Source organism: Bradyrhizobium sp. CCBAU 45321, from assembly GCF_028128975.1.
In the GTDB taxonomy this organism is placed as follows: domain Bacteria; phylum Pseudomonadota; class Alphaproteobacteria; order Rhizobiales; family Xanthobacteraceae; genus Bradyrhizobium; species Bradyrhizobium yuanmingense.
In genome coordinates this window covers 140,536-157,514 of record NZ_LFKZ01000125.1, presented here as the reverse complement: position 1 = coordinate 157,514, position 16,979 = coordinate 140,536, and the positions used below count along the sequence as shown (strand labels likewise).

The following is a 16,979-nucleotide window of genomic DNA, read 5'->3' as shown; positions in this document are numbered from 1 at the left end:
CGTGCTTCGCACGCCCCGGAAGGACAGAGAGAAGCGTCAGTGGCCGGTGTGCGCCCGCGCCGGCCGGCCGTGCGCTTCAGCGTCCCGCGCCGGCGCCGGCTCGCGATCCCCCGCCAGCACGCGCTGCACCGAGACGAAGAACACCGGCACCATCAACAGCGCCAGGATCACCACGGCGATCATGCCGCCCATCACCACGCTGCCGAGCGCCTGCTGGCTGGCGCCGCCGGCGCCGTGGGCGATGGCCATCGGCAGCACGCCACAGATGAAGGCAAGGCCGGTCATCAAAATCGGGCGGAAGCGCAGGCGGCAGGCTTCGATGGTGGCTTCGACCAGCGGCTTGCCTTCTTTCCGCAGGTCTTTCGCGAACTCGATGATCAGGATCGCGTCCTTTGCGGCGAGGCCGATGATCGTGATCAGGCCGACCGTGAAGTAGACGTCGTTGGGCAGGCCGCGCAGCATGGCGGCAGTGACCGCACCGACGATGCCGAGCGGCACGGTGAGCAGCACCGCGAGCGGAATGGTCCAGCTCTCGTAGAGCGCGGCGAGGCACAGGAATACCACGAACACCGACAGGGCGAGCAGGAACGGCGCCTGCGAGCCCGACAGCTTTTCCTGCAGCGACTGTCCGGTCCATTCATAGCCGAAGCCGCGCGGCAACCGGTCGGCGAGCCGCTCCATCTCGGCGATCGCATCGCCCGAGGTGAAGCCGGGCCTGGCCTCGCCGGAGATGCGTACCGCCGGATAATAGTTGAAGCCGGCGATCTGCGTCGGGCCGCGCGCCCATTCGATCGTGGTGAAGGACGAGAGCGGCACCAGCTGGCCGCGGCTGTTCTTGACGTTGTAGTTGAGGATGTCCTCGGCCCGCATGCGGTCGCGCGCGTCCGCCTGCACCACGACGCGCTGCATGCGGCCGCGGTTCGGGAAGTCGTTGATGTAGTTCGAGCCGAGATTGGTCGAGATGGTGTTGTTGATGTCCTCGAAGGTGACGCCGAACGCGCCGGCCTTCTCGCGGTCGATCATGAGATTGACCACGCCCGCCTCGGGCAGGCCTTCGATATAGACCTTCTGCAGCACCGGGCTGGCATTGGCCTCCGCGATCAGCTGGTCGGCGGCGCGCATCAATTGCTGATAGCCCTTCTGGCCGCGATCCTGGAGGCGGAACGAGAAGCCGGAGGAGTTGCCGAGATTGTCGATCGGCGGCGGCTGCAGCGCCGAGATTTTTGCGTCGCGGATCGACGAGCCCAGGTCGCGGTTGACGTCGTTGACGATCGCGGCAGCGGAGTCCTTCGGCCCGCGCTCCGACCAGTCCTTCAGCGTGATGAAGGCCTGGGCGGTGTTCATGCCCTGGCCGGAGAAGCTGAAGCCGGTGAGGAAGGTGACGTTGTCGACGCCCGGCCGCGCGGCGAGATATTTTTCGACCTTCTCGATCACGGCCTCGGTGCGGGCATAGGACGAATCCGACGGCGTCTGCACGTCCGTGGTGATGAAGCCCTGGTCGTCGACGGGCAGGAAGCCGCCGGGCAGGTTGACGAAGGCCCAGGACAGGCCGACCAGCAGCGCGGCATAGACCAGCATCAAGCGGCCGGTGCGATTCAGCGAAAAGCCGACGGTGCGCGAATAGCGTTCCTTGACGCCTTCGAGCATGCGGTTGAACCAGCCGAACACGAAGTTGGTCGAATGACCGTGCCCCTTTGCCACAGGCTTCAACAGCGTCGCGCACAGCGCCGGCGTCAACGACAGCGCCAGGAAGGCGGAGAAGCCGATCGCGGCGACCATGGTGACGGAGAACTGGCGATAGATGATGCCGACCGAGCCCGGGAAGAACGCCATCGGCACGAACACCGCCATCAGCACCAGCGTGATGCCGATGATGGCGCCGGTGATCTGCGACATGGCTTTCCGCGTCGCTTCCTTCGGCGGCAGGCCTTCCTCGGCCATGATGCGCTCGACGTTCTCGACCACGACGATGGCGTCGTCGACGAGGATGCCGACCGCGAGGACCATGCCGAACATCGAGAGCATGTTGATGGAATAGCCGGCGAGCAGCAGCGTGGAGCAGGCGCCCAGCAACGCCACCGGGACCACGATGGTCGGAATGATGGTGTAGCGGATGTTCTGCAGGAACAAGAACATCACCACGAACACCAGCACCACGGCTTCGACCAGCGTCGTCAGCACCTTCTCGATCGAGGCCTCGACCACAGGCGTGATGTTGTAGGGGATCTCGTAGGTGATGTTGGCCGGGAAGAAGCGCGACAGCTCCTTCATCTTGGCTTCGACCGCGCTGGCGGTCGCCAGCGCATTGCCGGTCGGCGACATCAGGACCGACAGGCCCGCCGTCGGCTTGCCGTCGAGGCGCGTGTTGAACTGGTAGCTGAGGCCGCCGACCTCGACGCGCGCGACATCGCGCAGGCGCACGGTCGAACCGTCGGCATTGGCACGCAGGATGATGGCGCCGAACTCGTCCGGCGAGGAGAGCTGGCCCTTGACCAGCACCAGCGCAGAGGTGCGCTGGTTCGAGGTCGACGGCTCGGCGCCGATGCTGCCGGAAGCGACCTGCGCGTTCTGCGCGGTGATGGCCTTGTTGACGTCGTCGGCGGTCAGGCCATAGCCGACCAGCTTGGCCGGATCGACCCAGACACGAAGCGAGCGCTCGGTCGAGTACAGTGTGGCGCGGCCGACGCCGGGAATGCGGCGGATCTCGCCGAGCACGTTGCGGATCATGAAGTCGCCGAGGCCGACTTCATCCAGGCTGCCGTCGGTCGAGTTCAGCGTGATGATCTGCAGCACTGCGCTCGAGGCCTCCTCGATCAGGATGCCCTGCTGCATCACCGCGCGCGGCAGGCGCGCCTCGACGCGCTTGATGCGGTTCTGGACCTCGACCGAGGCGGCACTGGTGTCGGTGCCCGGCTGGAAGTTGGCGATGATCTCGACCTGGCCGAGCGAGTCGCTGGTCGATTCGAAATTGAGGATGTTGGCGGCGCCGTTGAGCTCCTCCTCGATCAGCCGCGTGACGCTGTTGTAGAGGTTTTCCGGCGAGGCGCCGGGATAGCTGGTCGAGACCGAGATCGAGGGCGGCGCGATGATCGGATATTGCGCGATCGGCAGCAGCGGCACCGCGATCGCGCCGATCAAGCAGATGAACAGCGCGACCACCCAGGCGAAGATCGGCCTGTCGATGAAGAAACTCGGCATTGGCCGTTTTATCCTCGTTGTTCGGTTAGACCCTCATGGTGAGGAGCGCGGAACGCGCGCTCCGGACGATGCCGCGCATCGCCGCGAGAACCATGAAGGCCCGGCTCTCTCCCGCGGCCATCCTTCGAGACGCCCGCTTGCAGCGGGCTCCTCAGGTTAAGGACGACACTTGCTGCGCGGAGCGTTACCGCGTGAGCTGCTGAGCGTGCCGGTTGTCTGCGGTCGCTTCCGCCTCCGACCAGGATTGCGGCTTGACCTTGTCGCCGGCCGCGAATTTCTGGAAGCCTTCGACCACGACCTTGTCGCCGGACTTCAGGCCTTCGGTGATGAACCAGAGGCCGTCCTGCACCGAGCCGGTGCGCACCGGCTGCACCGCGATGTGATTGTCGTCCTTGACGACGAACACCTCGCTGCCGCCGCCGCCATTGCGCTGGATCGCCTGCTGCGGCACCGCGATCGCGTCGGAATCGAGACCCTGGTCGATGCGGACCCGGACATACATGCCCGGGAGCAGCTCGCGCTTGGGATTGGGGAACTCGCCGCGCAACGTCACCTGCCCGGTGTGGGCGTCGACCTTGGCGTCGGAGAACAGCAGCTTGCCGTCGAGCGAATAGATGGTGTTGTCGTCGAGCACGAGGCGCACCTTGGCGGCATCGGCGGCGATGCGATCGAGGTCGCCGGTCTCGAAGGCGCGGCGGAGCTGGTTGAGCTCGGTCACCGACTGGGTGAAGTCGGCATAGATCGGATCGAGCTGCTGGATGGTGGCGAGATTGGTCTCGTTCTGCACGGCGAGCGCGCCCTCGCTGACGAGGGCCGCGCCGACCACGCCGTCGATCGGCGCACGCACGGTGGCGTAGTCGAGATTAAGCCTGGCCCGCGCGAGCTCGGCCTTGCGGCCCTCGACCTCGGCATGGGCCTGGCGTTCGGCCGCAATCGCCTTCTCGTTCTCGGCTTCGGGGGCGGCGCGATCCCTGGTCAAGGTGGCGATACGATGCGCCTGCTGCTTGGCCTGCGCCAATGCCGCTTCGGCCTTGGCCAGCGCGGCCTCGTTGGCCATGACCTCGACCTCGAACGGGCGCGGATCGATGCGGTAGAGCGGATCGCCGGCCCTGACCTCGCTGCCCTGGCGGAACAGGCGCTCGACCACGATGCCGGACACGCGCGGCCGCACGTCGGAGACCCGGGTCGGGGCGATGCGGCCCGGCAGCTCGCGCACTACGGCGCGCGGCTGCGGCTTGACGATAACGATGCTGACGTCAGGGGCAGGCGCCTGGGCGGCGGACACCGCGGAACTGGATTCCTCGCAAGCACCCAGCAGCGGCGCAAGGGCCGCGAGCATCATTGCAACGCATGCCGATCGCGCTCGAATTCCAAACATGAAGTGGGATGCCCCGATTGTTGAAACTGATCATGCTCGCGCGAAGCCCGTTCTGGACCTTTTGCACGCGGCTGATGCCGCCAAGATAGAATGCATCTGCTGCGATGCAACGCATGGCGCGGGCGGCTCATTGTCACACAGCTTATCCTGTTGAAATCAGAGATCTTTTGCGGTGTAACTTGATTGTGAATCTAAGTTCCACCGCCGCGTGTGCGGCCGAACATCGCAATTACTCGGCGGCCTTCATCCGGTAATGGCTGACGCCCCATTCCGTTCCGTCGGCGTGACCGAACAGGCCCGAGGTCCCGAGCAGGAACCAGCGCCAGCGGCGCATCCAGAGAGCGGTCTCCTCGCCGTGGACCCTGCGCAAGGAGACTTCGATGGGGTCGCGATGCGCATCGAAATTGGCCAGCCAGTCGTCGGCGGTGCGCTGGTAGTGCGTGCCGCTCCAGCACCATTCCTTCTCGATGGCAAAGATATCGTCGAACTGCCTGACGAGGTGATGGCTCGGCATCAGCCCGCCCGTGTAGACGTATTGCGCGATCCAGTCGTCGCGATCGGCCGGGTCAGGCAGATGCGAGCCGGACCGGTGGGTGACGACGTGCATGAAGAACCGCCCCTCCGGCGCGAGCCATGACCGCGCGCGTGTCATCAGCTTGCGCCAGTTGCTCATCCGCTCGAACATCTCGACCGAGACGATCCGGTCGAACTGGCCCTCGGGCGCGAACACGTTCATGTCGGCCGTGACCACGCGCAGATTCAGCAGTCCGCGCCGCCGCGCCTCCTCCTCGACATAAGCACGCTGAGCCTGTGAGGCCGCGACCGCCGTCACCGTCGCGTGCGGAAACTGCCGTGCCACCCACAGCGCCAGCGAGCCCCAGCCACAGCCAAGCTCCAGGATGGCCTGGCCGTCGGCCAGGCCGGCATGCTCGACGGTCTGGCGCAGCGCCTCCTCCTCCGCCTCCCGCAAGGTGGTCGCGTCGGTCTTGTAGAAGCAGGAGGAGAATTTACGTTTGGGGCCGAGCAAGTCGGCGAAGAAGGCCGCGGGCACCTCGTCATGGCCCGCTGCCGCGCCCTCGGCGATCGGCCGTAGCATCATCCGCCCAGCGAAGGCGGCATCGTCGCCGGGGCCGAGCCCGGACAGGCGCGTCGCCATGCGGGAGCACAGGCGCTGGATCGCGGCGCGGACCACCACGTCCGGCAGCGGCACGCGCTCGGCAGTCCCGATGATCGCGGAAACGACGCTCATGCGCCCCCCGAATGGCGAACTTCTGCAGAGACTTGGCTATCAAAGCGCCGCTTCCGGTCCGGGTTCCCGAGCTGTCCCCGAAATCGGCGCATCCGGCGCTTTTTTTGGGCCGGCGCTGTGCCATAGTGCGCGCCGCAAGCAAGCTTTACGTAACGGATGATACCGGCATGCGGTCTGGCACTTCCCGATCCACCATGGACATCGAGTACACCAAACTGTCCTCGCCCAGCGTCTTCCTGGTGCGGATGCTGGTCTTCCTGGTGCTGTGCACGCTGGTGAGCGTGGTGCTCTACAAGCAGATCGTCCAGGCCTTCTTCGCCAATCCCGGGCTCAACGCCCTGATCGGGGGGGTGCTGTTCATCGGCATCATCCTGGCCTTCCGCCAGGTCATCCGGCTCTATCCCGAAGTCTCCTGGGTCAACAATTTCCGCGTCGCCGATCCCGGCCTGGCGCCGGCCCGCCACCCCAAGCTGCTGGCGCCGATGGCTGCGATCCTCGGCGGGGAGCGTTCGGGGCGGATGACCATCACCCAGACCACGATGCGGCACCTGCTCGATTCGATCGCGACCCGCCTGGACGAGGCCCGCGACATCTCCCGCTACATGACCGGCCTCTTGGTCTTCCTCGGCCTGCTCGGCACCTTCTGGGGCCTGATCGAGACGGTGGGCTCGGTGGGCAAGGTGATCGACGGGCTCAAGGTCGGGAGCGATTCCGGGGCGCTGTTCGACACGCTGAAGGAAGGCCTCGCCGCCCCGCTCGGCGGCATGGGCATCTCCTTCTCCAGCTCGCTGTTCGGCCTTGCCGGCTCGCTGATCCTCGGCTTCCTCGATCTGCAATCGAGCCAGGCGCAGAACCGCTTCTACACCGATCTCGAGGACTGGCTCGCCACCACAGTGCGCGAGTATGGCAACGGCGAGGCGCCTGTCGCGACCGGCGGCGGCGTCGCCAGCGGCGAGCTTCAGGCCGCGGTCGAACGGCTGCGGTCCGTGCTCGAGGAAGGCAGCGCCGGCCGCGGCACCACCGCGGCGATGGCGAGCCTTGCCGAAGCCATCCAGGCGCTGGTCTCGCACATGCGCACCGAGCAGCAGATGATCCGCGAATGGGCCGACGGCCAGGGCGAGCAGAATCGCGAGATCCGCCGCCTGCTGGAGCGGATCGCGCGCCAGCCCGAGAAGAGTTGAGGGCTCGCCGAACCATCGTGCCCCGGACGCAGCGCAGCACGTAGTGATGCGCTGCTGAGCCGGGGCCCAGAGAAACGAGGAATGGGTCCCGGCTCTGCGCAGCAGCGTTGCACGCTGCACCGCGTCCGGGACACGAGAGCAGAAGCGGAGAACTAAATGGCCCTTGCCCGCGCCCGCCGCAGCGAAGGCGGTCTCAACTACTGGCCCGGCTTCGTCGACGCGCTGTCGACGCTGGTGCTGTCGATCGTGTTCCTGCTGTCGGTGTTCCTCGTGGTGCAGTTCTTCCTGTCGCAGGAGGTCACCGGCAAGGACAAGGCGCTGGAGCAGCTCAACGCCAAGATCGCCCAGCTCAACGAGCTGTTGTCGCTGGAGAAGCTCGGCAAGCTCACGCTCGACGACCAGGTCTCGTCGCTGAAAGCCGGGCTCGCCTCGGCCGAATCCGAGCGCGACCGCATCAAGGGCCTCTATGACGGCTTGGCTGCCGCCGGCAACGACGCGCAAGGCAAGACCGCCGAGCTCGGCAAGGCGCTGGACTCCGAGAAGGCGGTCTCGGCGCGGGCGCTGGCGCAGATCGAGGTGCTGAACCAGCAGATCAGCGCGCTGCGCCGGCAATTGGCGGCGCTGGAGGAGGCGCTCGATGCCTCCGAGAAGCGCGACAAGGAATCGCAAAACCGCATCGCCGACCTCGGCTCTCGCCTCAACGTCGCCCTGGCGCAGCGCGTGCAGGAATTGTCGCGCTACCGCTCGGAATTCTTCGGCCGCCTGCGCGCCATCCTCGGCAACCGCCCCGACATCCGGATCGTCGGCGACCGCTTCGTGTTTCAGTCCGAAGTGTTCTTCGACACGGGACAAGCGGTGCTGCTGCCCGAGGGCCGCGCCGAGCTCGACACCTTGGCAGCGGCGCTGATCGAGCTCGACAAGAAGATCCCGAGCGACATCCCCTGGGTGCTGCGCGTCGACGGCCATACCGATTTGCGGCCGGTGAGCGGCGCGAACTTCAAGTCGAACTGGGACCTGTCCGCAGCGCGCTCGATCTCGGTGGTGCAATATCTGGTCTCGCTCGGCGTGCCCGCCCAGCGCCTCGTCGCGGCCGGCTTCGGCGAATTCCAGCCGCTCGATACCGGCAACACAGAAGAGGCCTACAAGCGCAACCGCCGCATCGAGCTGAAGCTGACGGAGCGGTAGTGGTGAGGGACACACGACCTCAACGTCATGGCCGGGCTTGTCCCGGCCATCCACGATCTTTGGCCCGCCGCGACAGAAAGGCGTGGATGCCCGGGACAAGCCCGGGCATGACGACTTTCGTAAAATGAGCCCCCTCCACCTCCGCCCTTACCGACCCGAAGACGAAGCCGTCGCGATCGATCTCTGGCATCGCACCTGGCAGCAGGCCTATCCGCAGATCGACTTCGCCGCACGGCTCGAATGGTGGCGCGAGCGCTGGCTGAGGGATCTGGTGCCGAAGGCCCAGATCGTGGTGGCGGAGCAGGACGGCGCGCTGGTCGGTTTCGTCACCATCGACGGCGAAGGCTATCTCGACCAGCTCGTCGTCGATCCCGCGCATTGGGGCTCCGACGCGGCAAGGCTGCTGGTGGACGAGGCCAAGCGCGTGTCGCCCTCGGGCGTCACGCTGCTCGTCAACAAGGACAATGCCCGCGCGATCCGCTTCTACGAGCGCAACGGCTTCGCCCACGCGGGCGACGATGTGAACCCCACCTCGGGGCGGCCGGTGTTGAAGATGGTGTGGCGGGCGTAATCGCCAAACGCAAACTGAGCTGTCATCACCCGCGAAGGCGGGTAATCCAGTATTCCAGAGACGGCAGTGATCGAACCGAGACGCCGCGGCGTACTGGATTCCCCGCCTTCGCGGGGAATGACACCGTGATTGGGACGGCAATCGAGGACCTCACGCCGCTCTGCCCCTCACGCGCCCTCGAATTGCAGCCGCGCCAGCCGCGCATAGAGCCCGTTCGCCGCGACGAGCTCGGCATGCGTGCCCTGCTCGACGATCCGGCCCTGGTCCATCACCAGGATGCGATCGCAGGAGAGCACGGTGGCGAGGCGGTGGGCGATGACGAGCGTGGTGCGGTGGCGCATCAGCTCTTCCAGCGCGGTCTGCACCAGCGTCTCGCTTTCGGCGTCGAGTGCCGAGGTGGCTTCGTCCAGCAGCAACAACGGCGCGTCGCGCAGGATGGCGCGTGCGATCGCGATGCGCTGGCGCTGGCCGCCGGACAGTGTCACGCCGCGCTCGCCGAGCGCGGTCTCGAAACCTTCGGGCAGGCGGCGGATGAATTCGGCGGCATGGGCGAGCTCGGCAGCGCGCTCGACCTCGGCATCGGTCGCATCGGGCCGGCCGAAGCGGATGTTCTCGCGGGCGCTCGCGGCGAACACCACCGATTCCTGTGGCACCAATGCGATGCGCGCGCGGAAATCGCCCGGGGCGGCGGACTTGACCGGCACGCCGTCGAGCGAGATCGTCCCGCTGCGCGGATCGTAGAAGCGCAGCAGCAGATGAAAGATGGTGCTCTTGCCGGCGCCGGAGGGACCGACGATCGCGACCTTCTCGCCGGGGCGCACGGTGAACGACACCGCATCGAGCACCTTGACGTCGGACCGCGCCGGATAGGCGAAGCTCACCCGATCGAAGCCGACCTCGCCGCGCGCCGGCACCGGCAGCGAAAGCGGCGCCGCAGGCGCGGTGATCTCGCGCTTGACGTGGAGGATCTCGAACAGACGCTCGGCCGCGCCCGATGCCGCCGAGACCTCGCCCCAGACCTCGCTGAGCTGGCCGAGGCCCGCCGCGGCGAACACCGCATACAGCACGAACTGGCCGAGCCGGCCCGGCGTGATCGCGCCGGTGAGCACGTCATGCGAGCCGATCCAGAGGATCGCGACCACGCTTGCGAACACGATGAAGATGATGATCGCCGTGAGCACGGCGCGGGCCTGGGTCGAGGTGCGCGCGGCTTCATAGGCCTGCTCGACCTCGCCGCCGAAACGCTTCTCGGCAAATTGCTCGCTGGTATAGGCCTGCACGGTGCGGATCGCGCCGACCAATTCGCCCGCATAGGCGGAGGCATCGGCGAGCGTATCCTGCGCATTACGCGACAGGCGCCGCACCCAGCGCCCGAACGCCACCAGCGGCAGCACGATCAAAGGGATGGCCAGCAGCACGAAGCCCGACAGCTTCGGGCTCGTGATCACCATCATCGCCGTCGCGCCGAGGAACATCATCAGATTGCGCAGCGCGATCGAGACGGAGGCGCCGACGGCCGATTTCAGCTGGGTGGTGTCGGCAGTGAGGCGCGAGATCAATTCGCCGCTGCGGGCGGAATCGAAGAAGGCGGGAGAGAGCGACAAGAGATGGGCGAAGACGTCGCGCCGGAGATCGGCGACGATGCGTTCGCCGATCGTCATCACGAGGTAGTAGCGCGCGGCGCTGGCGATCGCGAGCACGGCGACGACCGCGAGCATGACCGAGAAGTAGCTGTTGATCAGCTCGATGCCCTCGGGCGTCAGGCCGAAATCGATCATCCGGCGCACCGCGACCGGCACCAGCAGCGTGGTCAACGCCGCGATCGTGAGTGCGACGAAGGCCAGCGCCGCCCGGCCGCGATAGCGGATCACATAAGGCGCGAGCGCGAGCAGCGGCCGCAACTTGGCGCGGCCCTTGGCCGGCGCTTCGATCAGCTCGGCCTCGATTGAGGGAGTGTCTGCGGCGTTCATTGCGGGCCGTTCGACATCGTGGTCATCCAGCCGTTCCACTGCGCTCATGAGATCCGACCCGTTGCATTGATCTGCTCCCAATAGGCCGGTGCAGAAGTAGTGGCAAATCCGGGAAGTCCCTTAGGGGCAAACCCGGTCCAGCGCGCCGGCATGGCTTGTTTTGCGGGGTTTCGTGAGGTATAGAGCCGCCCAAATCCGTCATTCGCGAGCCACCCAAGAAGGCGCCGGAGCGCCGAGGAATTGCCATGAAAGCCGAAATTCACCCGAATTATCATACGATTAAGGTCGTCATGACCGACGGAACCGAGTACCTGACCCGCTCGACCTGGGGCAAGGAAGGCGACACGCTGAACCTCGACATCGATCCGAAGTCGCACCCGGCCTGGACCGGCGGCTCCGCCCAGATCATGGACCGCGGCGGCCGCGTCTCGCGCTTCCAGAAGAAGTTTTCGGGCTTCCTCAAGAAGGATTGAGCCGGCCGCAAGGCTGGAGACGAAAACGCCCCCGGGAGACCGGGGGCGTTTTTGTTTTGGGGCTGTCATTCCGGGGCGCGACGAAGTCGCGAGCTACGATGCGCAATTGCGCATCTGAGAATCTATAACCACGATCGGGAGTATGGATTCCGGGCCCGCGCCAAGAGGCGCGTCCCGGAATGACGATTTGAACTGTTGATAGACCCTACCGCTCGAACGCGGCCTTCAGCGCGTTGAGATGCGGCACCAGCGGGTTGCCGATCGTGGCCTGCTCGGCCGGCGGGGTGTGGATCGTGCTGTCGAGGCGGCGGACGCGCGTCTGCAGGCTCATCGAGCGATGGATCAGGTCCTGAAGCTGCGCGGGCAGCTTCTCGATCGTGTCGGCGGGACCGGGATCGGCGGCGGTGAGCTTGACCTTGGTCTTCTCGCGATTGGCCTGGCTCAGCGTCATCTCGCCTTCCTTGACCGCGCGGTGCAGCAGCAGCCAGGAGGCGAGCTGCATCAGGCGCGTCGTGAGGCGCATGCTCTCGGTCGCATAGGTGAGGCTGACGGCGCGGTCGAGCGCCTTGGCCTCGACGCGGCCGGCGCCGTCGAGATAGGCGGCGGTCTCCTCGACGAGGTCCATCCCCTCACGGAACAAATTGCCGAACGCCGCAGAATTGGTGAATCGCTCACTGAGCTGAACGAGCGCGCCGTCGGCCTGCAAACGTTCCATGGTTAACGCCTCTTACGCAACTGTTTGACTGCCCGGCTTTGGCGCCGGCTTATGATGAACAAATCATTGCGCGGGCGGGACGCGGAGTCCAGTGACAAGCGCGGATATGGTTTCCGCGGGTCAATCCTTTCAAATGCAACCGGGATGAGAGGCCCAAACCGGTCAAGTGAACGCAAAAAAGAGCCGCCGGAGACCGGCGGCTTTGAAAGTTGATAACAGGGAGGCGTCAAACAGAGTGGACAGGAGCCACTCGGTGTCCAAACGAGGACAGTTCCAGTCATAAACCCGAAAGCTTAATCTGAAGTAAACGAGCTAATTTTTTCAGAGTTCATTAGTCATGTGAGCCAGTGGCCGAGTGTGCTGCGGGAACAGACGTCTCCGTCGTCATTCCGGGGCGCGACGAAGTCGCGAGCCCGGAATCCATAACCACGAGCGGATGGAACGGCCCGGCTCTCTTAGCGCGCCCTTTTGCAGAGCCTGTGATTATGGATTTCCGGGCTCGGCGCTGACGCGCCGCCCCGGAATGACGAGACGGAGAAAGTCCGGCCCACGCGTCCGGGACGACAGTGGCTGTGTGGCGACTGCTACGACTTGAAAATACTGTTCGCCGCATCGCGCGAGGCGCGCTTTTTGGCGGCGGCTTCTTCCAGTCTTGCGATCTCGGTCTTGAGCAGCGCCACGCGCTCGGTCAGTTCCTCCACTGACAAAAGTGAGAGGTCCTGCCCAATTTCATGACTGATCTTCTTGCGCGGGCGGTCGTCGTCTTCGATCGGCATCGTCGTTCCTCCTCTCCGTCCGCGGGTCGGACCACATCGCTGAGGCGGTTGCCAGCCTGCACCGCGCTGGCTAAGCAAGGGCCTCGTTTCCTCCCGCACTTTTGCTCAAGGACACATCATGGACAAGCTGCCCGCGCAAATGACCGTGGTCGCCATCTCCAAGCCCGGCGGGCCGGAGGTGCTGGTGCCGGAGCAACGCAGTGTTCCGCAGCCCGGGCCCGACGAGATCCTGGTGAAGGTCGAAGCTGCCGGCGTCAACCGGCCCGACGTGGCGCAGCGCTCCGGCGCCTATCCGCCGCCGCCCGGCGCCAGCGACCTGCCCGGCCTCGAGATATCAGGCGAAGTCGTCGCGGTCGGCAGCAACGCCAAGCGGCACAAGGTCGGCGACAAGGTGATGTCGCTGGTCGCCGGCGGCGGCTATGCGCAGTACTGCATCGCCCAGGACGCCCAGGCGATGAGTGTGCCGCCGGCGCTGTCGATGAAGGAAGCCGGCGCGCTGCCGGAAACACTGATGACGGTCTGGCACAATGTGTTCGAGCGCGGCGGCCTCAAGGCCGGCGAGACGCTGCTGATCCATGGCGGCTCGTCCGGCATCGGCACCATGGCCATTCAGCTCGCCAAAGCCTTCGGTGCGAAAGTGTTCGTCACCGTGGGATCGCAGGACAAGATCGACGCCTGCCTCAAACTGGGGGCCGACCGCGCCATCAACTACAAGACCGAAGATTTCGTCGCCGTGGTGAAGGCGGAGACCAACAACGTTGGCGTCAACCTGATCCTCGACATGGTCGCCGGAGAATATGTCGATCGCAACTATGATGCCGCCGCGGTCGACGGCCGCATCGTCCAGATCGCGACCCTCAACGGCCCCAAGGTCAGCGTCAACATCGCCAAGGTGATGGTCAAGCGCCTGACCCATACCGGCTCGACCTTGCGCCCCCGTAGTAATGCGGACAAGGCGGCGATGGTGGCCGCGATCGAGCAGAAAGTGATGCCGCTTTTGCGCGAAGGCCGCGTCAAGCCGGTGATGGACAGCACTTTCCCGCTGGAAAAGGCGGCAGACGCCCACCGGCGCATGGAAACGAGCGCACATATTGGCAAAATTGTGTTGGAGGCCTAGGCCGCTGGCCCACAGGGCAAGCCGGAAACCCTTTGATTTTCCTCGCTTTCGTGGCATCTATCGCGACGCACCGAACCGCATCGGTCCGGTCTGAATCGCCTTCTAGATTTGCCTTGCACTGACGAGTTTGCGTCGAACGCGGAGAACTGACCTTGCGTCTGATCAGGTGCCTCGCGCCCATCGCGCTGGGCCTCATGATTCTTGTCGCCGCGTATCCCGCGCGCGCGCTCGACGCCGTCAGCGTCCGTAGCGACGCGCCCGCGATCGACCTCACCGGCGTGCTCGAGCATCAGCGCAGCGATGCCGATCGCATCCAGGTCTCCACCGCACCCGGCACCGACGGCATCGTCCGCCGCATCGAGGTGCGCGCCCGCGAGGGCGGACAGAACTGGGTGGTGTTCGCGCTCGCCAACAACACCGACGACCAGCTCGACCGCCTGATCGTCGCTCCGCATTACCGCATCGTCTCCTCGGGATTGCTCTGGCCCGACCTCGGCCTGTCACGCATCGCGACCATCACGCCCTCGATCGGCGACCGCCCGGAACGGCAGGAAAGCGCCACCGCGGACGTGTTCCGCATCACGCTCGACCCCGGCGCCGTCGTCACCTTCGTTGCGGAGCTGCGCACCGACAAGCTGCCGCAGCTCTATCTGTGGGAGCCGGAAGCCTACAAGGACAAGGTCAACTCCTTCACGCTGTACCAGGGCATCGTGATCGGCATCTCCGGGTTGCTCGCGCTGGTGCTGACCATCCTGTTCGTGGTGAAGGGCAGCATCATGTTCCCGGCCGCGGCGGCGCTGGCCTGGGCGGTGCTGGTCTATATCGGCGTCGATTTCGGCTTCTGGGGCAAGGTGCTCGACATGTCGAACAACGCCGAGCGCATCTGGCGCGCGGCGGGCGAGGCGATCCTGGCGGCGACACTCCTGGTGTTCCTGTTCGCCTATCTCAATCTCAGCCGCTGGCACGTGCGCTATTCGCACATCACGGTCGGCTGGCTCGCGTTCCTCGGCTCGCTGGTCGCGCTCGCGCTGTTCGACCCGGCGGTGGCCTCCGGCATCGCACGCATCTCGCTGGTGCTGATCGCCTTCGCCGGCTTCGCGCTGATCGTCTATCTCTCCACCCACGGCTTCGACCGCGCCGTGCTCTTGATCCCGACCTGGTTCCTCCTGGTGGTCTGGGTGGTCGCGGCCGGCATGACGGTGGCGGGCTCGGTCACCAACGACATCGTCGGCCCTGCCCTGCTCGGCGGCCTCGTGCTGATCGTGATGCTGATCGGCTTCACGGTGATGCAGCACGCCTTTGCCGGCGGCGGTGCCAGCACGGGCGTCGTCTCCGACATCGAGCGGCGCGCTTTGGCGCTGGCCGGCTCCGGCGACCTGATCTGGGACTGGGACGTCTCCGCCGACAAGGTGTTCACCAGCCCGGAGACCGAAGCCCTGCTCGGGCTGAAGCGCGGCACGCTGGAAGGCCCGGCGGCGTCCTGGCTAGAGGTGCTGCATCCGCTCGACCAGGACCGTTTCCGCGCCGCGCTCGACAGCGTGCTCGACCAGCGCCGCGGCCGCCTGGTGCAGGATTTCCGTCTGCGCACGCCGGACGGCCACTTCATGTGGTTCGCGCTCAAGGCGCGCCCGGTGGTCGGCTCGGACGGCGAGGTCTCGCGCGTGGTGGGCACGCTGACCGACGTCACCGAGCTGCGCAACGCCGAGGAGCGCCTACTGCACGATTCCGTGCATGACAATCTCACCGGCCTGCCCAACCGAAAACTGTTCATGGACCGGCTGGGCGCGGTCGCGCATTTCGCCAAGACCATGCCGACGCTGCGGCCGACGCTGATGGTGATCGACCTCGACCGCTTCAAGCAGGTCAACGATTCCGTCGGGATCGCGGTCGGAGATTCCATCCTGCTCACGCTGGCGCGCCGCCTCACCCGCATCCTGAAGCCGCAGGACACGCTGGCGCGGATGGCCGGCGACCAGTTCGGCCTGATCCTGCTGTCGGAGCAGGACCCGGCCCGCATCACCGCTTTCGCCGAGACCATCCGCAAGACCATCCGCGCGCCGATCGCCTTCAACGACCGCGAGATCTTCCTCACCGCGTCGATTGGCCTCGCGCTGTCCGATCCGCAAACCCAGCTCACGGACGAGATCATCAAGGACGCCGAGCTGGCGATGTATCACTCCAAGCGGATCGGCGGCGACCGCATCGACGTCTACAAGCCGGCGATGCGGGCGCGCAAGACCGACCGCCTGACCTTGGAGAGCGAATTGCGCCGCGCCATCGAGCGCCAGGAGATCACGATCCTGTACCAGCCGATCGTGCGGCTGGAGGATCGCTCCATCGCCGGCTTCGAGGCCCTGGCGCGCTGGGACCACCCGAAGCTCGGACGCATGGCGCCCTCGGAGTTCATCACCATCGCCGAAGAGACCGGGTTGATCGTCGACCTCGGCATGTTCGTGCTCGACCAGACCGCCAAGCAGCTTTCGGTGTGGCAGCGGGCGATGCGCTCGCGCGAGCCGATCTTCGCTTCCGTCAACGTCTCCTCGCGGCAGCTGCTGCGCCACGATTTGATCCACGATGTCCGTACCGTGCTGTCGCGCTCCTCGGTGGCGCGCGGCACGCTCAAGCTCGAGCTGACGGAATCGCTGGTGATGGAGAATCCGGAGCACGCGGCCCAGATGCTGACCCGGATCCGCGAGCTCGGCACCGGGCTGTCGCTCGACGATTTCGGCACCGGCCACTCCTCGCTGGCCTATCTGCAGCGCTTCCCGTTCGACACCATCAAGATCGACCAGTCGTTCGTGCGCACCACCAGCCGCGGCACCCGCCCCGTGATCCTGAAGTCGATCATCGCGCTCGCCCACGATCTCGGCATGGACGTCGTCGCCGAAGGCGCCGAGACCGATTCGGACGCCGTCGAGCTCTACCAGATGGGCTGCGAATACGCGCAAGGTTTTGCCTTCGGCGAGCCGATGGACGCGGACGCGGCGATGCGGCTGCTCACGGAAGTGCGGCTGGAAGCGGCGAGCTAGGCTCTCTTACCCTCTCTTGGAGGGCAGGGCGATCGCATATAGGCGAACTCGCCTGTGGCCATCCTTCGAGACGCCCGCCGTTGGCGGGCCCTCAGGATGAGGGCGGAGTTCGCGGCAACAGTTTCAACGAGCACTGA

General features: G+C 66.0%; 12 protein-coding genes. 6 read left to right on the top strand and 6 right to left on the bottom strand.

Annotation, left to right across the window (positions count from 1 at the left end):
* Nucleotides 1-36: 36 nt before the first annotated feature.
* The 3 genes from ACM43_RS22430 to ACM43_RS22420 all read right to left on the bottom strand — a co-directional run bounded on the left by ACM43_RS22430 (nucleotide 37) and on the right by ACM43_RS22420 (nucleotide 5,825).
* Nucleotides 37-3,198, bottom strand: a complete 3,162-nt coding sequence (locus ACM43_RS22430) for a multidrug efflux RND transporter permease subunit (RefSeq protein ID WP_157283740.1) — start codon at nucleotides 3,196-3,198, stop codon at nucleotides 37-39.
* Nucleotides 3,199-3,382: 184 nt separating this feature from the next.
* Nucleotides 3,383-4,540: an efflux RND transporter periplasmic adaptor subunit gene (locus tag ACM43_RS22425; RefSeq protein ID WP_271542871.1), complete on the bottom strand. Its 1,158-nt coding sequence runs from the start codon at nucleotides 4,538-4,540 to the stop codon at nucleotides 3,383-3,385.
* Nucleotides 4,541-4,805: 265 nt separating this feature from the next.
* A complete protein-coding gene (locus tag ACM43_RS22420; RefSeq protein ID WP_271542870.1) occupies nucleotides 4,806-5,825 on the bottom strand; it encodes an SAM-dependent methyltransferase in 1,020 nt (339 codons plus the stop codon).
* Between the two features lie 167 nt (nucleotides 5,826-5,992).
* Here ACM43_RS22420 and ACM43_RS22415 point away from each other — a divergent pair, with 167 nt between their 5' ends.
* From ACM43_RS22415 to ACM43_RS22405, 3 genes are all read left to right on the top strand, one after another.
* Entirely contained in the window at nucleotides 5,993-7,006 is a 1,014-nt protein-coding gene (locus ACM43_RS22415) for a hypothetical protein (RefSeq protein WP_036021706.1), read from the top strand.
* Nucleotides 7,007-7,162: 156 nt separating this feature from the next.
* Complete coding sequence (locus tag ACM43_RS22410; RefSeq protein ID WP_128264247.1) at nucleotides 7,163-8,191, top strand: peptidoglycan -binding protein; 1,029 nt, start codon at nucleotides 7,163-7,165, stop codon at nucleotides 8,189-8,191.
* A 124-nt stretch (nucleotides 8,192-8,315) separates the two neighbouring features.
* Nucleotides 8,316-8,762, top strand: coding sequence for a GNAT family N-acetyltransferase (locus ACM43_RS22405; RefSeq protein ID WP_271542869.1), 447 nt, complete (start codon nucleotides 8,316-8,318; stop codon nucleotides 8,760-8,762).
* Between the two features lie 167 nt (nucleotides 8,763-8,929).
* On the opposite strand, the gene ACM43_RS22400 is transcribed toward ACM43_RS22405, so the two are convergent.
* Nucleotides 8,930-10,780, bottom strand: coding sequence for an ABC transporter ATP-binding protein/permease (locus ACM43_RS22400; RefSeq protein WP_271542868.1), 1,851 nt, complete (start codon nucleotides 10,778-10,780; stop codon nucleotides 8,930-8,932).
* A gap of 197 nt (nucleotides 10,781-10,977) precedes the next feature.
* Between ACM43_RS22400 and rpmE the strand changes: the two genes are divergently transcribed.
* The gene (gene rpmE, locus ACM43_RS22395) at nucleotides 10,978-11,205 is read left to right on the top strand and encodes a 50S ribosomal protein L31 (RefSeq protein WP_027573780.1); all 228 of its coding nucleotides are present in this window, start codon (nucleotides 10,978-10,980) and stop codon (nucleotides 11,203-11,205) included.
* A gap of 205 nt (nucleotides 11,206-11,410) precedes the next feature.
* Here rpmE and rcdA read toward each other — a convergent pair whose 3' ends face one another.
* Nucleotides 11,411-11,920 carry a protease adaptor protein RcdA gene (rcdA, locus tag ACM43_RS22390; protein WP_035998279.1) on the bottom strand — a complete coding sequence of 170 codons (510 nt, stop codon included), beginning with the start codon at nucleotides 11,918-11,920 and terminating at the stop codon, nucleotides 11,411-11,413.
* A gap of 584 nt (nucleotides 11,921-12,504) precedes the next feature.
* The gene (locus ACM43_RS22385; RefSeq protein ID WP_035998277.1) at nucleotides 12,505-12,696 is read right to left on the bottom strand and encodes a DUF1192 domain-containing protein; all 192 of its coding nucleotides are present in this window, start codon (nucleotides 12,694-12,696) and stop codon (nucleotides 12,505-12,507) included.
* 118 nt (nucleotides 12,697-12,814) lie between these two features.
* Between ACM43_RS22385 and ACM43_RS22380 the strand changes: the two genes are divergently transcribed.
* Nucleotides 12,815-13,813, top strand: a complete 999-nt coding sequence (locus tag ACM43_RS22380) for an NAD(P)H-quinone oxidoreductase (protein WP_157283734.1) — start codon at nucleotides 12,815-12,817, stop codon at nucleotides 13,811-13,813.
* Between the two features lie 152 nt (nucleotides 13,814-13,965).
* Entirely contained in the window at nucleotides 13,966-16,842 is a 2,877-nt protein-coding gene (locus ACM43_RS22375) for an EAL domain-containing protein (protein ID WP_035998272.1), read from the top strand.
* The last annotated feature ends 137 nt before the right edge of the window (nucleotides 16,843-16,979 follow it).

Bases quoted from the DNA above. Each gene is read 5' to 3' on its own strand.
- ACM43_RS22430 (WP_157283740.1), bottom strand. From the start codon at position 3,198: ATGCCGAGTTTCTTCATCGACAGGCCGATCTTCGCCTGGGTGGTCGCG.
- ACM43_RS22425 (WP_271542871.1), bottom strand. From the start codon at position 4,540: ATGATGCTCGCGGCCCTTGCGCCGCTGCTGGGTGCTTGCGAGGAATCC.
- ACM43_RS22420 (WP_271542870.1), bottom strand. From the start codon at position 5,825: ATGAGCGTCGTTTCCGCGATCATCGGGACTGCCGAGCGCGTGCCGCTG.
- ACM43_RS22415 (WP_036021706.1), top strand. From the start codon at position 5,993: ATGCGGTCTGGCACTTCCCGATCCACCATGGACATCGAGTACACCAAA.
- ACM43_RS22410 (WP_128264247.1), top strand. From the start codon at position 7,163: ATGGCCCTTGCCCGCGCCCGCCGCAGCGAAGGCGGTCTCAACTACTGG.
- ACM43_RS22405 (WP_271542869.1), top strand. From the start codon at position 8,316: ATGAGCCCCCTCCACCTCCGCCCTTACCGACCCGAAGACGAAGCCGTC.
- ACM43_RS22400 (WP_271542868.1), bottom strand. From the start codon at position 10,780: ATGAGCGCAGTGGAACGGCTGGATGACCACGATGTCGAACGGCCCGCA.
- rpmE (WP_027573780.1), top strand. From the start codon at position 10,978: ATGAAAGCCGAAATTCACCCGAATTATCATACGATTAAGGTCGTCATG.
- rcdA (WP_035998279.1), bottom strand. From the start codon at position 11,920: ATGGAACGTTTGCAGGCCGACGGCGCGCTCGTTCAGCTCAGTGAGCGA.
- ACM43_RS22385 (WP_035998277.1), bottom strand. From the start codon at position 12,696: ATGCCGATCGAAGACGACGACCGCCCGCGCAAGAAGATCAGTCATGAA.
- ACM43_RS22380 (WP_157283734.1), top strand. From the start codon at position 12,815: ATGGACAAGCTGCCCGCGCAAATGACCGTGGTCGCCATCTCCAAGCCC.